Source organism: Thermus islandicus DSM 21543 (genome assembly GCF_000421625.1).
Lineage (GTDB): Bacteria > Deinococcota > Deinococci > Deinococcales > Thermaceae > Thermus > Thermus islandicus.
In genome coordinates, this window is the sequence record NZ_ATXJ01000003.1 from 42,560 (window position 1) to 56,076 (window position 13,517).

15 protein-coding genes are annotated in these 13,517 nt (G+C 70.2%); 6 read left to right on the forward strand and 9 right to left on the reverse strand.

Translation table 11 applies throughout. The annotated features are described in order from the left end of the window. Positions 1-21 precede the first annotated feature (21 nt). The 3 genes from H531_RS0104075 to H531_RS0104085 are packed head-to-tail and all read right to left on the reverse strand — an operon-like array spanning position 22 to position 3,317. The gene (locus H531_RS0104075; protein ID WP_022798087.1) at positions 22-1,902 is read right to left on the reverse strand and encodes a tetratricopeptide repeat protein; all 1,881 of its coding nucleotides are present in this window, start codon (positions 1,900-1,902) and stop codon (positions 22-24) included. A gap of 9 nt (positions 1,903-1,911) precedes the next feature. Then, entirely contained in the window at positions 1,912-2,613 is a 702-nt protein-coding gene (locus H531_RS0104080) for a WecB/TagA/CpsF family glycosyltransferase (protein ID WP_022798088.1), read from the reverse strand. After that, complete coding sequence (locus H531_RS0104085; RefSeq protein WP_022798089.1) at positions 2,610-3,317, reverse strand: 2-phosphosulfolactate phosphatase; 708 nt, start codon at positions 3,315-3,317, stop codon at positions 2,610-2,612. Before H531_RS0104085 ends, H531_RS0104080 begins: the two co-directional genes overlap by 4 nt. Positions 3,318-3,344: 27 nt before the next feature. Here H531_RS0104085 and H531_RS0104090 point away from each other — a divergent pair, with 27 nt between their 5' ends. From H531_RS0104090 to hisH, 4 genes are all read left to right on the forward strand, one after another. Then, positions 3,345-4,307: a thiamine-phosphate kinase gene (locus H531_RS0104090; protein ID WP_022798090.1), complete on the forward strand. Its 963-nt coding sequence runs from the start codon at positions 3,345-3,347 to the stop codon at positions 4,305-4,307. A 491-nt stretch (positions 4,308-4,798) separates the two neighbouring features. Further along, on the forward strand, positions 4,799-5,842 hold the full coding sequence (locus tag H531_RS0104095; protein ID WP_022798091.1) for a pyridoxal phosphate-dependent aminotransferase: 1,044 nt from the start codon (positions 4,799-4,801) through the stop codon (positions 5,840-5,842). After that, positions 5,835-6,419, forward strand: a complete 585-nt coding sequence (gene hisB / locus H531_RS0104100; protein WP_022798092.1) for an imidazoleglycerol-phosphate dehydratase HisB — start codon at positions 5,835-5,837, stop codon at positions 6,417-6,419. Before H531_RS0104095 ends, hisB begins: the two co-directional genes overlap by 8 nt. Positions 6,420-6,441: 22 nt before the next feature. Then, entirely contained in the window at positions 6,442-7,038 is a 597-nt protein-coding gene (gene hisH, locus H531_RS0104105; protein ID WP_022798093.1) for an imidazole glycerol phosphate synthase subunit HisH, read from the forward strand. Here hisH and H531_RS0104110 read toward each other — a convergent pair. The 4 genes from H531_RS0104110 to purE form a co-directional block, all read right to left on the reverse strand. Further along, positions 7,009-7,929: a carbohydrate kinase family protein gene (locus H531_RS0104110; RefSeq protein ID WP_022798094.1), complete on the reverse strand. Its 921-nt coding sequence runs from the start codon at positions 7,927-7,929 to the stop codon at positions 7,009-7,011. The two genes, hisH and H531_RS0104110, sit on opposite strands and share 30 nt — an antisense overlap. 136 nt (positions 7,930-8,065) lie before the next feature. Further along, positions 8,066-9,202, reverse strand: coding sequence for a phenylacetate--CoA ligase family protein (locus H531_RS0104115; protein ID WP_022798095.1), 1,137 nt, complete (start codon positions 9,200-9,202; stop codon positions 8,066-8,068). A gap of 51 nt (positions 9,203-9,253) precedes the next feature. Next, positions 9,254-10,354 (reverse strand): 5-(carboxyamino)imidazole ribonucleotide synthase, encoded by a 1,101-nt coding sequence (locus H531_RS0104120; RefSeq protein WP_022798096.1) that lies wholly within the window; start codon positions 10,352-10,354, stop codon positions 9,254-9,256. Next, positions 10,351-10,845, reverse strand: a complete 495-nt coding sequence (gene purE / locus H531_RS0104125) for a 5-(carboxyamino)imidazole ribonucleotide mutase (RefSeq protein WP_022798097.1) — start codon at positions 10,843-10,845, stop codon at positions 10,351-10,353. Before purE ends, H531_RS0104120 begins: the two co-directional genes overlap by 4 nt. A 47-nt stretch (positions 10,846-10,892) precedes the next feature. Between purE and H531_RS0104130 the strand changes: the two genes are divergently transcribed. Continuing rightward, positions 10,893-11,846, forward strand: a complete 954-nt coding sequence (locus tag H531_RS0104130; protein WP_022798098.1) for a sodium-dependent bicarbonate transport family permease — start codon at positions 10,893-10,895, stop codon at positions 11,844-11,846. Positions 11,847-11,849: 3 nt separating this feature from the next. Then, the gene (locus H531_RS0104135) at positions 11,850-12,152 is read left to right on the forward strand and encodes a P-II family nitrogen regulator (RefSeq protein WP_022798099.1); all 303 of its coding nucleotides are present in this window, start codon (positions 11,850-11,852) and stop codon (positions 12,150-12,152) included. On the opposite strand, the gene H531_RS0104140 is transcribed toward H531_RS0104135, so the two are convergent. Both H531_RS0104140 and H531_RS0104145 read right to left on the reverse strand, forming a co-directional pair. After that, positions 12,149-12,676 carry a DedA family protein gene (locus H531_RS0104140; protein WP_022798100.1) on the reverse strand — a complete coding sequence of 176 codons (528 nt, stop codon included), beginning with the start codon at positions 12,674-12,676 and terminating at the stop codon, positions 12,149-12,151. The genes H531_RS0104135 and H531_RS0104140 overlap by 4 nt on opposite strands. Before the next feature lies 1 nt (position 12,677). Next, positions 12,678-13,376 carry a TerC family protein gene (locus H531_RS0104145; RefSeq protein ID WP_028490636.1) on the reverse strand — a complete coding sequence of 233 codons (699 nt, stop codon included), beginning with the start codon at positions 13,374-13,376 and terminating at the stop codon, positions 12,678-12,680. Positions 13,377-13,517: the final 141 nt, after the last annotated feature.

Sequence of the window (13,517 nt, forward strand, 5' to 3'; positions counted from 1 at the left end):
CGTTACAAGGCCGTTACGCCGTTACAGCCCCAGGATCCATTCCACGAAAGCGTTCACCACGTCGCTTTCCCCGAGGAGCTCGGGCGCCTCGAGGACCGCCTGGTAGAAGGTCCGCACCAGCTCGGGGGTGGGGTTTCGGAGGAGCTCCTGCACGGTTTTGCCCGCATAGGGGCCCTTCTTCAAGGGGGTGGTGAAGCGGGCGTCGGTGGCCAGGGGGGCGGCCTCCTTTAGCGCCGCGAGGGTCCGCTCCACAAGGAGCCTGTCCCCCTCTTCCCCCAGGGCCTCCTTGGCGGTGAGGAGGGGGCTTCCCGAGAGGTCCCGGGCCTCGAGCCCCAGGGCATAGAGCCTGCGGGCGAGGCTGGGGAGGCCCACCTCCAGGGGGAGGAGGGCCTGTGCCCCCCCGTAGCGGACCTCGAGGGTGTACCGTCCGGGCTCCTTGGGGGTGACGGCCGGGGCGGTTTCCACGAGCCCCACGGTGAGGGGGGGGATCCCGAGGCCCTTGGCGGCCTCCACCACCTTCTGGCCCTCCTTGTAGAGGGCGACCTGCAGGGCGTCCCGGCGAAGGTAGGGCTCCCCCTCGAGGCGCACCTGGGCGAAGATGGCCTCCCCAGCGCGGAAAGGCCTCGCGTCCCGATCGCCGGGGATTAAGGAGAGCCGTTCCACACTCAACGCCACCTTCCCGCCCGACAGGGCCTTCAGGGCCCTTCGGGCTTTGGCGGCGAAGGGATGGTGGGGGCTTTCCCGGAGGAAGGCCTGGTAGAGGGGGGCGGCCTCGAGGCCCGCCCGCTCTGCGAGGTAGCCGCGGAAGAAGAGGGCGAGGGGCTCCTTGCGCGCCTCGAGGTCCTTGAGGGCGGCCTCCACCTCCGTCCCCGCGTCCAGCCTCAGGGCCCGGTCGTAGGCTTCCTTGGCCCCCAGGAGGTCCCCGTAGAGGGCCCGGAAGAGGCCCAGGTTGTAGTAGGCGGTGGGGTTGGGGGAAAGGCGCACCGCCCGTTCTGAGGCCAGGATGGCCCGGGGCAGGTCCCCCGTGAGGTAGTAGGCCCAGCCCAGGTTGGTCCAGTAGAGGGGGGAGTCGGGACGGAGCTTGACCGCCCTGAGAAGCGCCTCCCTGGCCTCCTCCCCGCGGCCTTCCTCAAAGGCGGCGAAGCTCACCTCCTCCCAGGCGAAGGGGACCTCGGGGGCCTTCTCGGCCAGGGTGCGGGCGAGGGCCTTCCAGCGGGGGTTTTCGGCGATGCGGTAGATGAGGAGGGCCGCGATCTCGTCCAGGAGCCCGCCCTTTTCCAGGGCCTGGGCCTCCTTTAGGGCCTCCTCCCGCCCTTCCTGGGAGAGGCGGCTCAAGGCCTGGTAGGCAGGGGGGAGCTTCTCCTGCCAGAGGAGGAGGGGCTTGGGGAGAAGGCCTTCCAGGAGGCCCGCTCCCCGGCCTGCCTTCAGGTCCAAGGCGGAGCGGTGAAGGGGGTCCGGTTCCTCCCCCTGGGCCAGGGCCCGGAGGCGCGCCTCGGGGAGGCGGGGAGTGGGGAGGGCGCTCAAGCGGGGGGCCAGGCCCTCCTTCTGGAGCCAGAGCCAGGCCAGGGCGGGGGTGGCGAAGAGGCCCTCTTGGACCCCCTCCGCCCGGGCCAGGTAGAGGCGGAGCCCCCGCGCCTCCTCCTTCCCCAAAAGCAGCCAGTCCGCCCCGGTGATCTCCCGGGCCAGGCGGGCCCCTCCCGGGCTGTAAAGCCCGCCCACCAGGTCGTACCCCCCCTGCCACGGGGGTTCGGGGAGGAGAAGGGCGAGGAGGGTGGGGGGCGGGGCCTTCAGGCCCTCGGCGAAGGCCTGGGCCAGGCTGTATCCCCTGGGCCCCTCAAAGGGCAGGACCAGGCCCTGGGCCAGGGCCGCACCCAGAAGCGTAAGGAGGGCAAACCAGCGCATGCGCGCATTCTACCGTCCTTCCCTTAGAACCATGTAAAGGAACCGCCAAAGCCTCGGGGCCCGGCGCCAGCGCCTGGGGTCCAGGCCCACCCGGAGGAGCCACTCCAGGCCCAGGCGCTGCGCCCAAAGGGGCGGGCGCTTGGCCTCCCCCGCCAGCACGTCCAGGGTGCCCCCTACCCCCACGGCCACCCGGGCGCCGAGTGCGGCCTTGTGCCGGTGGATGAAGGTTTCCTGCCTCTCCCCCATGCCCACGAGGAGGAGGTCGGGGGCCGCCCTCCGGATCGCCTCCACGACGGGCCCTTCCTCCCGGAAGTAGCCGTGGTGGTGCCCCACCACCGTGGCCCCCAGGCGCTCGGCCTCCCGGGCGGCCCGTTCCGCCACGCCCGGCTTTCCCCCCAGAAGGTAAACCCTTAGGCCAGGGAAGCCCTGGAGGAGGGCCAGGGTGAGGTCCACCCCCGTGACCCGCTCCTTCAGGGCCACCCCGTGGAGCCGGCGCACGGCCCAGAGGATCCCCACCCCGTCCGGCGTAACCAGCTCCGCCTCGAGGATGGCCCGCCTCAGGGCCTCGTCCTCCCTCGCCCGCACGGCGATCTCCGGGTTTAGGGTCACCACCTGGTGGGTTTTTGCCTCTTGGAGGAAGCCCTGGATCCGCCTTAGGGCCTCCTCCATGTCCACGGGGTCCAGGGGAAGGCCGAGGACCTGGAGCCTCATGGCACAAACCTCTGCGCGTAGCGGTCCTGGGTGAGGCCGTACCGCTCCTTGGGGAAGAAGCGCACCTCGGCGAGCCTGGGCACCACGGGGTCCACCCCGATGAGGCTGGCCCGGGCCAGCTCCTCCGTGCGGCCTTGACGGTGCAGGGCCTGGCCCTCGGGGCTTTGGAAAAGGGCCTCCTGAGGATCGGGGAAGGCCTTGAGGAGGAGGGTGGCGAGGCTGGGGGGGGCCTCGGGGCTGAGGCGCCTCTGGAGAAAGCCTGCGGCCACCACCGCGGAGGGGAGGGGCTCCGGAGCCCCGGCGGGGCGGAGGGTGGGGGCCTTCAGGCCTTGGGCCAGGCCCAGGGCGGCCTTGGCGTTCCTGAGGTTGGCCAGGTACACCTCCTCCTCTCCCGGGAGGAGGCTCCCGTTTAGGAGGGGGGCCACCAGGACCGCCCTTTTCCCCTCCACCCCGGCCCTTTCCAGGTCCACCAGGGAGAGCCTCCCGTGGAAGCCCTCGGGGGGGAACCCCTCCACCTCGCCGAGGAGGAGGGCTTCCCGGCCCAGCTCCTCCGCCAGAAGGCGGGCCACCTTGGGTCCTGGGGCCACCCAGGCCTCCTGGGCACCCCGGGCGAGGAGGAGGGTGAGGACGCTCCCCGCGGGGAGGACCTCCACCAGGAAAAGGGGCCCGGAAACGGGCCTCAGGCACAGGTCAACCCGGCACACCCCGCCATGATACCTTAGCCTGGAGGCATGCGGCTTAGGGAGCTTGGGGAGCGGGCGCTATTGCGGAGGCTCGCCCCCTTGGGGTACCCGGAGGAGGCCCCCCTTCCCCCGGGGGACGACGCCGGGGGGGTGTGGGTGGGGGAGGAGGCTTGGCTTCTCAAAACGGATGGGTTTCTCTACCGGGAGGTGGCCTTAAGGGGCATGGGGCCTTCGGAGGTGGGCTTCCGGGGGGTGGCGGCCGCGGCCTCGGACCTCCTCGCGAAGATGGGCCGTCCCCTGGGCTTCACCTTGGGCCTCTTTCTGCCAGAGGACCTGGAGGAGGCCTTCGCCGTGGACCTTGTGCGGGGCGCGGCGGAGGCGGCCTCGAGGCTCGGGGCCTTCCTCCTCGGGGGGGACACGAACCGGGGGGAGGAGGTGGCCCTCGTGGTCTCCGGCTTTGCCCTGGCCTCGAGGCCCCTTCCCCGGGAGGCCCTTCCCGGGGACCTCGTCTACCTGGCCGGGGACCGGTGGGGGAGGACCGGGGCGGCCATACGGGCGCACTACGAGGGCCGCTCCCTGGAAGGGTTCCCGGAGATCCGGAAGGCCGCCTTCTACCCCCTGCCGCGCCTTGGGCTCCTCGCCCTGGCTGGGCTTCCCCGGGGGAGCCTAGACTCCTCGGACGGCCTCGCCGAGACCCTTTGGCAGCTCTCCGAGCTCGGGGTGCGGGTGGAGCTGGAAGGCCTTCCCCTTTACCCGGACGTCCTGGCCTTCGCGGGAAGCCTGGAGGAGGCAGAAGGGCTCGTCCTTTTCGGGGGGGAGGAGTTTGAGGCGGTTCTCCTCCTGCCCCCTGAGCGGGAGGCCGAGGCGCTAAGGCGGGCGGAGGCGGCGGGGCTTCCCCTCTTCCGGGCCGGCCGGGTGGGGGAGGGGGAGGGGGTGTGGCTCCGGGGGGAGCGGGTGCCCCGGCGGGGGTACGCCCACTTCGGACCCCGGGAGGGCCTCCTCCCGGGGTAAGGGGGGCTGGCCCTCAGGTACCCGGTTACCTTCTCCTGGAGGCCCAGGGTCTTGGGAGCATGCCCGAGCAGGGCCTCCGCGGGTACGGGAAGCCCCAGGGGGCGCTTCGAGGTCTGAGGCCTCCAAGAGGAGCACCAGGTCCAGGCCGCTTCCTACCCCGGGGTTCGGGCGTAGGAGCCAAAGTAGCCCGGGGATGGGGTCCAAGCCCTAAGAGCCTCCTCCACCTCTTCCCGGCTAGGCCATCTGAGCACGGACGAACCCAAGCACCTCACGGGCATAGGCCACCCTTCCCTCGCTCTGCAAGGGCCCGTGGTGCTCCGCCGAAGGCATCGGGGTAGCGGGCCTTTTCCACCAGCTCCTGGGGCACCTCCAAGGGGAAGCTTCTTCTGGGCAGCGAAGCAGGCCCACTCGTGCCTCCTGGCGTTCCGGGCGATCTCGGCCATCTCCAGGTCCTTCTCTGCCTGGAGAAGCCCGTGCTTTATACTCGGGGCATGCGGGCCTTCAAGGCGCACCTCCGGGGCCTTGCCCCTTACCCCTACAAGAAGGAGGAGGCCCCGGTGAAGCTGGACCAGAACGAAAGCCCCCTGGACCTCCCCGGGGGCCTCAAGGAGGAGGCCCTGAGGCGCATGGCCCGCCTCCCCTGGAACCGCTACCCGGAGATTCATGCGGAAGGCCTTAGGAGGAGGCTTTCCGCGCTTTTGGACTGGCCGGAGGAGGGGATCGTCCTGGCCCCGGGGTCCAACCTCCTGATCCTGGCCTTGAGCCTAGCGGCGGAGGAGGTTTTGGACCTCGTCCCCTCCTTCCCCCACTACGCCCACGCCGCCAAGGTGGCGGGGACGCCCTATAGGGCGGTGCCCCTCTTAGAGGGCTTCGCCCTCCCCCTGGAGGCCCTCCTTTCCGCCTTTACGGGGGGGGTGCTCTTCCTCCCCAATCCTCACGCCCCCACGGGGGCCCTCTTCCCAGAGGAGGCCCTCTGGGGCCTGGCGGAGAGGGCCAAGGAGGTGGAGGGGCTTTTGGTGGTGGACGAGGCCTACCGGGAGTTTGCCGGCACGGACTTTAGCTTCCTCGCCCGGCAAAACCCCCACGTGGCCCTCCTTCGCACCTTCTCCAAGGCCTTCGCCCTGGGGGGCATCCGGGCGGGTTACCTCCTGGCCTCCCCGGAGGTGGCGGGGGTGGTGCGGGAGGTCTTGCCGCCTTTTGTCCTTCCCGCCCACACCGCGGCCATCCTGGAGGTGGTCCTGGAAAATCCCGGCTATGTGGAGAAGGGGGTGGCCTTGGTGCGGGCGGAGCGGGAGCGGGTCTACGGGGAGCTCCTCCGGCACCCCACCTGGCGCCCCTACCCAAGCCGCACCAACTTCCTCCTGGTAAAGACCCCGGATGCGGAGGAGGCCTTCCGCCACCTCCTCGCAAGGGGGGTCCTGGTGCGCAGGCAGGACCGCTACCCGGGGCTTGAGGGGTGCCTTCGGGTCACCATCGGCCGGAAGGAGGAGATGGACGCCTTCCTCCGGGCGGCCTTCGGGGTGGCCTATGCGTGAGGCCCTGGTGGAGCGGGCCACGGCGGAGACCTGGGTCCGCCTCCGCCTCGGTCTGGACGGGCCCACCGGGGGGAAAGTGGCCACGGGCCTGCCCTTCTTGGACCACATGCTCCTCCAGCTTCAGCGCCACGGCCGCTTCCTCCTGGAGGTGGAGGCCAAGGGAGACCTCGAGGTGGACGTCCACCACCTGGTGGAGGACGTGGGCATCGCCCTGGGGATGGCCCTTAGGGAGGCCCTCGGGGACGGGGTAGGCCTGGAGCGCTACGCCGAGGCCTTTGCCCCCATGGACGAGACCCTGGTGCTTTGCGTTTTGGACCTCTCGGGCAGGCCCCACTTGGAGTACCGCCCCGAGGCCTGGCCCGTGGTGGGGGAGGCTGGGGGGATGAACCACTACCACCTCCGGGAGTTCCTGCGGGGCCTCGTGAACCACGGGCGGCTCACCCTCCACCTGAGGCTCCTTTCGGGAAGGGAGGCCCACCACGTGGTGGAGGCGAGCTTCAAGGCCCTGGCCCGGGCCCTCCACCGGGCGACCCGCCTCACGGGGGAGGGGCTTCCCAGCACCAAGGGGGTGCTTTGATCTCGTTCCAGGCGAGAGGAAGATGAAGGCGCTTCTCATAGACTACGGTTCGGGGAACCTGAGGAGCGCGGCCAAGGCCCTCGAGGCCGCGGGCTTCGCCGTGGCGGTTGCCCAGGACCCCAAGGCCCACAAGGAGGCGGACCTCCTCGTCCTCCCAGGTCAGGGCCACTTCGGCCAGGTGATGCGGGCCTTCCGGGAAAGCGGCTTCGTGGAGCGGGTCCTCCAGCACCTGGAACGGGGCCTTCCCTTCCTCGGCATCTGCGTGGGGATGCAGGTCCTCTACGAGGCGAGCGAGGAGGCGCCGGGGGTGAAGGGCCTCGGCCTCTTCCCCGGGGAGGTGCGCCGCTTCAGGGCGGGGAGGGTGCCCCAGATGGGGTGGAACGCCCTGGCCTTCCAGGGGGCTTTTGCGCCCCTTTCGGGCCGCCACTTCTACTTCGCCAACTCCTACTACGGCCCCCTGACCCCCCACTCCCTGGGGGTGGGCACGTACGAGGGCACCCCCTTTACCGCCCTCCTCGCCCGGCAAAACCTCCTCGCCCCCCAGTTCCACCCGGAGAAGAGCGGGAAGGCGGGCCTCGCGTTTTTGGCCCTAGCGCGCCTTTACTTCCAGGTCCTCTAGGCGGAGGAGCCGGCCTTGGGCCCCCAGGCCCGTGGCGGCCAGGGCCCCCGCCAGGTTGGCCAGGCGGCCGGCCTCGAGGGGGCTTCTCCCCGAGAGGATGGCGTGGGCAAAGGCGGCGGTGTAGGCGTCTCCCGCCCCGGTGGAGTCCACAATGTCCTCCACCGGATAGGGCTCCAGGAGCTCCTCCCCTTCCGGGGTGACCAGGATGGAGCCCATGGCCCCCACCTTGATGGCCAGGTGCCGGAAGCCCTCTTCCCGGAGCCGCGCTACCCCCTCGGAGAGGGAGACGGCCCCGGTGAGGGCCAGGAGCTCGGCCTGGTTCATGAGGAGCCAGCTCACCCCCCGGAGGTGCTTGAGGAGCTCCCGTCCCGCCGCCCGCACCGCCCCCGTGCCCAGGTCGGCGAAGACGGGCATCTCCCGCCTCCTCGCTGCCTCGAGGACCTCCGCGGCGTAGCTCCGGGAGGGCCCTCCCACCAGGGCGTAGGCGGAGAGGACCACGGCGTCCGCCTGGTCCAGGAAGCGAGGCTTGAAGAGGGCGGGGTCCAGGTGGCGGCTTGCCCCCTCGGCGCTCACCATGGACCGCTCCCCTCCGGGCACCACCAGGATGAGCACGGAGCTCGTGGTGTGCTCCGGGTCCTCCTGGAGGTACCTGAGGTCCACCCCCACCTCCCGCACCCGGCTCAGGGCGAGATCGGCGAAGGGGTCTTGGCCTACCCGGCCCGCCAAAAAGACCCGGTGGCCGAGGCTGGCGAGCTGGGCCGCCAGGGTCCCCCCTGCCCCCCCGGGCTTCATGAGCGCCCTTCGGGCGGGAAGCTCCTCCCCGGGTTCGGGGATGCGCTCCACGAAGAAAAGCAAATCCACGGAAACGTCGCCCAGCACGAAAAACCGCATCTTGCCTCCTTCTGCCCAAGACGCAGGGTTTGCCCTCACTATACCGCAAGGGCCCCTTGGCTTTGGCGGGAGTATACCCCTGCTGGATGAGAGAAGAATAACAAGCGCCCCGCCGCCCTCCCTTCCGCGGGCGGGATCAGAACCTGCGGTCCACCACCAGGCCTCCCTCTAGCTCGCCCACCAGCTCCACCTCATCCACCTTGAGTCCGGTGGCCCTCTGGACCGCTTCCATGAGCCCGGGCGGCACCCTCTCCGCCTTCAGGCGGAGGACGAGCTTGTCCGTGCCCTCCAGTTTCCTCTCCACCACCACCTGGAAGCCCCTGGGGTCCAGGCCGAAGCCCGCGAGGAGCGGGCCGAGCTCCGTGGGGTAGAGCTTCACCCCCTTCACCTTCACCATGGCGTCCGTCCGGCCGAAAACCCCCCGGGGGAGGAGGGTGAGCCCTCCCCGCCTTTCGGCCACGGCCAGGTCCCCGGTGCGGAAGCGCACCATGGGCATGAGGGTCCGGCTTAGGGCGGTGACCACGAGCTCCCCCTTCTCCCCGTCCGGCACGGGCCTGAGGGTCTCGGGGTCTAGGACCTCGAGGACCGCCATCTCCGGAATTTCCCAGAGGCCCTCCTTCCCTAAGCCCTCTCCAGCCACGATGCCGAGCTCGCTGGTGCCGTAGGCGTCCAGGGCCACCCCGCCCAGGGCGGCCTCCACCCTTTCCCGGAAGCCGGGCACGGAGGTGAAGGGCTCCCCTCCCGCCAGAAGGAGGGGAAAGCGCCCTCCCGCCTGGCCCACCTTGAGGGCGAAGGAGGGGTTGGTCACCAGGACATCAAACCCGTAGGTCCGCCCGATCTCGGCGATGCGGGCCGCTTCCCCGGGCCCGTGGGGCAGGACCAGGTTCCCTGCCCTCACTAGGGCCTCGTGGAAGAGCCACCCCCCGGCGAACACGTGGTAGCTGAAGGCCACCAGCACCCTCTTGCCCACCAGGCCGAGCCTGCGGTAGTGGGCCGCCAGGGCCTCCGCCTGGTAGCGGAGGTCGTCTTGGGAGAGGTACTCGGGCATCCACCCCAGGAGGGGGCTTGGGGTGAGGTGCATGAGGCTCGCCCCTTCGGGGGGCCTGGGGTTTTCCTTCAGAAAGGCCACCCATTCCTCCCGGGTGGTGAGGGGAAGGCCGGGCAGATCCTCCAGGGCGAACCCCTCCGGGTCCACCCCGCGGAGCTTCTCCTGGTAAAGGGGATGGGCCTGGGCCGCGCGCAGAACTTCTTTGAGCCTGGCCAACCTTTCCATGTGGGCCTCCTTGCCGGGGATTATACCCTCGCGGGGACTTTCCACCGGGGCTTATACGGCGGGGGCCTGGGCCAAGAAGAGCAGGCGGGGCAGGGCCTCCTCCAGGTCTTGTGGGCGATCCCGCCTCAGGGTGATGTGGCCCACCTTCCGCCCGGGGCGCACGGACTTCCCGTACCAGTGGAGGTGGGCCCCCTTTAGCCTCAGGACCTCTCCGAAGTCGGGCTTCTGCCCGATGAGGTTCACCATGGCGCTGTACCCTCGGGGTGCGGTGCTCCCCAAGGGGAGGCCCAGGAGGGCCCGGAGGTGGTTTTGGAACTGGCTCGTCTCCGCCCCCTCTATGGTCCAGTGGCCAGAGTTGTGCACCCTGGGGGCCATCTCGTTGAAGAGGAGCTCCTCCCCCACCTGGAAAAACTCCAGGGCAAGAACGCCCACGTAGCCCAGGGCGGCAAGCGCCCTCCCGGCGTAGTCCTCCGCCTTCCGCTTTAGGGCCTCGGAGACCCCGGGGGCCGGGGCCAGGGAGAGGCGGAGGATGCCCCCGTGGTGGCGGTTTTCCACGAGCGGGTAGAAGGCCACCTCCCCTCCGAGCCCCCGCACGCTAAGGAGGGAGACCTCCCGGTCAAAGGGAACGTAGCCCTCGAGGAGAAGCCCCTGGCCTCCCAGGGCCTTCAGGGCTTCCCGGGCCTCTTCCTCCGTGCGAAGGAGGGCCTGCCCCTTGCCGTCGTAGCCCCCCTGCCTCACCTTGAGAAGGGCGGGGAGGCCCACCCGCCTGAGGCCCTCCTCCAGGTCCACCGGGCCCTCCACCGGGTGAAAGGGCGGCGTGGGGACGCCAAGGCTCTGCATGAAGGTCTTCTCCAAAAGGCGGTCCTGGGCCACCGCCAGGGCCTCGGGCGGGGGGTAGACGGGGAGGTGGTCCGCCAGGAAGCGGACCGCCTCCACGGGGACGTTTTCAAACTCGTAGGTGACGAGGGAAAGCCCCTCGGCGAAGCGGGCGAGGGCTCCTTCCTCCAGGAAGCCCCCCACCACGAGCTCCCCCACCTGCCCGGCGCAGGCCTCGGGGGAAGGGTCCAGGAAGCGGAAGGAAAGCCCCAGGGGATAGCCCGCAAGGGCCAGCATCCGCCCGAGCTGCCCTCCGCCCAAAACGCCGATCCTCACGCCTCCTCCCGGGGGTCGGGGTGGGCGAGGACGGCCTCGGTCTGGGCCCGGCGGTAGGCCTTGAGCCTTTCCATGACCTCGGGGTGCGTGAGGCCCACGATGCTCGCGGCGAGGAGGGCGGCGTTCACCGCCCCCGCCCTCCCGATGGCCAGGGTGCCCACCGGGACCCCGGCGGGCATCTGGACGATGGAGAGGAGGGAGTCCAGGCCCTTTAGGGCTTGGCTTTCCACCGGCACCCCGAGGACGGGGAGGGGGGTGTGGGCCGCGGTCATCCCGGGGAGGTGGGCCGCCCCCCCGGCCCCGGCGATGATCACGAGGAGGCCCCGCGCCTCCGCGGTCTTGGCGTACTCGGCCATCAGGTCCGGGGTGCGGTGGGCGGAGACCACCCGCACCTCGTAGGGGATACCCAGGGCCTCGAGGGTCTCCGCCGCGTGGCGCAGGGTGGCCCAGTCGGACCGGGAACCCATGATGACGCCTACCAAGGGCCGCATCGTACCGGATTGTACAAGCCTAAGCCCTCTGGTAGAAGGGGAGGGCGATGGACGCCCTTGAGCTTCTCAAGCTGAACCTCCTTTCCCCCATGGTCTTGGCCTTTTTCCTGGGCGCCTTGGCCCGGGGCCTAAGGAGCGACCTGGCCTTCCCCGAGGCCCTCTACACCGCCCTTTCCATCTACCTTCTCTTCGCCATCGGCTTTAAGGGCGGGGTGGAGCTCTCCAAGACCCCTCTGGCCCTGCTCCTCCTCCCCGCCCTGGCCACCCTCTTCCTGGGCCTCTTCCGGCCCCTTTCCGGCTACCTCCTGGCGAGGCGCCTCCTCGGGGTGGGGCGGGAGGACGCCGGGGCCCTGGCCGCCCACTACGGCTCGGTCTCCGCGGTCACCTTCCTCGCGGCCCTCACCTTCGCCCAGGGGGTGGGCCACCGCCCGGAGGGGTTTTTGCCCACCCTGGTGGCCCTCCTGGAGGTGCCGGGGATCGTGGTGGCCCTCCTTCTCGCCAAGCGGAAAGGCGGCCTGGGGGAGGCCCTGCCGGAGGTGCTCACCGGGAAGAGCGTGGTCCTCCTCCTGGGGGGGCTTCTCGTGGGGGCCTTTTCGGGGGAGGCGGGGATGGAGCGGGTCAAGGCCTTCTTCGTGGACCCCTTCTACGGGGCCCTCACCCTCTTTCTCCTGGACCTGGGGATGGTGGCGGCCTCGAGGCTTTCCGCCTTAAGGCGCGTGGGGCCGCGCTTGCTCCTCTTCGGGGTGGGCCTGGCCCTGGTCCACGGGGCCCTGGGGGTCTACCTGGGCCACCTGGCGGGGCTTTCCGTAGGGGGGGCCACGGTCCTGGGGGCCATGGCGGCCAGCGCCTCCTACATCGCCGCCCCGGCGGCGGTGCGCCTCGCCCTGCCCGAGGCCAACCCGAGCTTGTACCTCACGGCGAGTCTGGCCGTCACCTTTCCCTTTAACCTAGTCCTGGGCATCCCCCTCTACCACGCCCTGGCCCAGGCCCTGGGGAGGTGAACCGTGGACCTTGTGCCCTTGAAGCTCTTGACCATCGTAGCGGAGAGCCTCTTGGAGAAGCGGCTGGTGGAGGAGATCAAACGCCTGGGGGCCAAGGGGTACACCATCACCCCGGCCCGGGGGGAGGGCTCCCGGGGGATAAGGAGCGTGGACTGGGAAGGCCAGAACATCCGCCTCGAGACCCTCGTTCCCGAGGAGGTGGCCCTAAGGATCCTCCATAGGTTACAGGAGGCGTACTTTCCCCACTACGCCATGATCGCTTACGTGGAAAACGTCTGGGTGGTGCGCGGGGAGAAGTACGTTTAAGTCCGGCCCTTTTTCCGCCGCGCCAGGGGCAGGAGGGCCAGGAGGAGAAGCCCGGAAAAGAGGAGCCAGGCCGGCACCCTCTGCCCCAGGAAAAAGGCCAAGAGCACCAGGCCCTGGGTCCATAGGAGGCTCCCCATGGCGGCGAGGAGCAGGTAGGGAAGGAGGGGATAGCCCAGGGCCCCGAAGAGGAGGGGGATGAGGGTGCGCAGGCCGGGGACGAAAGGGGCGACGAGGAGGGCGGAAGGGCCAAAGCGGCCGAGGAACCTTTCCCCGCGCCTTAGGAGTTCTGGGGGAAAGCGCTTTCTGATCCCGGCCCCAAGCCGGCGCCCCACCCCGTACCCGAGGGCGTGGCCGGCCAACGCCCCCAGGAAGAGGAGGGGGAGGAGGGGGAAGAGGGCAAGCCTTCCCTCCCCGGCCAGGGCCCCGAGGGCGAGGAGGAGAGTGTCCCCCCCGGGGACGAAGAGGCCAAAGGGAAGCCCCACTTCCAGGAGGAGGACGAGGGCGGGAACAAGGTAGGCGCCCATCCTAGGAGGTCTGGGGGGCGGGCTTTCGTAGGGCCCAGAGGCTACCTACGAGGAGCACCAGGAGGATGAGGAGGCTGAAGGCCTCCTTGTCCAGCCCCAAGGCCAGCTCAGGCCGCCCGAGCGTCTCCTTGGCCAGCTTGTCCCATCCCCCCAGGGCCAGCTTCACCCCCGCCAGGCCCACCACCAGGTAGGCCAGGTGCTTGAACCGGGGATAGCGGTCCAGAAGCGTCACCACCAGGCTGGCTAGGAGCCGCAGGGCGAGGATGCCCAGGAAGACCCCGGTGTAGATCACCCAGAGCGTGTCGGAAAGGGCTACGGCCACCAGGACGGAGTCCACGGCGAAGGCCAAGTCCATGAGCTCCACCTGGGCCACCACCTTCCAGAACTGGGCGGCGCCTACCTCGAGGTGGGCCTGGGCCGGGGCCTGGGCCTCCTGCGACAAGAAGTGCTTGAGGGCGATATAGAGGAGGTAGGCCGCTCCCAGGGCCTGGACCCACCAGAGCTTGACCACCAGGGCAGCGAAGAGCAGGGCGAGCCCCCGCAGGAGGTAGGCCCCCAGGATCCCGTAGAAGAGGGCCTTGCGCCTTAGGGGCACAGGTAGCTTCTGGACCAAGACCCCCAGGATCAGGGCGTTGTCCGCGGAGAGGATGACTTCCAGAACCACCAGGATCAGGATCACCGAGATCGCGCTGGCCTCCATGTCCACCTCCCAAAGAAAAAGACCACCGCAAGCGCGGTGGTCTTGCCCGGGCCTTACCGCCCCCGGCCTCCCGGGGCCTAGGGGCCCGTCCTGACGGGAGGCCGGCCTTGGGGCTACTCCCCAACCTGGTTCATTCTAGCA

Coding starts and splice junctions, on each gene's coding strand:
- H531_RS0104090 (WP_022798090.1), top strand. CDS start 3,345: ATGCGGCTTAGGGAGCTTGGGGAGCGGGCGCTATTGCGGAGGCTCGCC.
- hisB (WP_022798092.1), top strand. CDS start 5,835: ATGCGTGAGGCCCTGGTGGAGCGGGCCACGGCGGAGACCTGGGTCCGC.
- H531_RS0104075 (WP_022798087.1), bottom strand. CDS start 1,902: ATGCGCTGGTTTGCCCTCCTTACGCTTCTGGGTGCGGCCCTGGCCCAG.
- H531_RS0104140 (WP_022798100.1), bottom strand. CDS start 12,676: ATGGGCGCCTACCTTGTTCCCGCCCTCGTCCTCCTCCTGGAAGTGGGG.
- H531_RS0104110 (WP_022798094.1), bottom strand. CDS start 7,929: ATGCGGTTTTTCGTGCTGGGCGACGTTTCCGTGGATTTGCTTTTCTTC.
- H531_RS0104115 (WP_022798095.1), bottom strand. CDS start 9,202: ATGGAAAGGTTGGCCAGGCTCAAAGAAGTTCTGCGCGCGGCCCAGGCC.
- H531_RS0104130 (WP_022798098.1), top strand. CDS start 10,893: ATGGACGCCCTTGAGCTTCTCAAGCTGAACCTCCTTTCCCCCATGGTC.
- H531_RS0104095 (WP_022798091.1), top strand. CDS start 4,799: ATGCGGGCCTTCAAGGCGCACCTCCGGGGCCTTGCCCCTTACCCCTAC.
- H531_RS0104145 (WP_028490636.1), bottom strand. CDS start 13,376: ATGGAGGCCAGCGCGATCTCGGTGATCCTGATCCTGGTGGTTCTGGAA.
- hisH (WP_022798093.1), top strand. CDS start 6,442: ATGAAGGCGCTTCTCATAGACTACGGTTCGGGGAACCTGAGGAGCGCG.
- purE (WP_022798097.1), bottom strand. CDS start 10,845: ATGCGGCCCTTGGTAGGCGTCATCATGGGTTCCCGGTCCGACTGGGCC.
- H531_RS0104080 (WP_022798088.1), bottom strand. CDS start 2,613: ATGAGGCTCCAGGTCCTCGGCCTTCCCCTGGACCCCGTGGACATGGAG.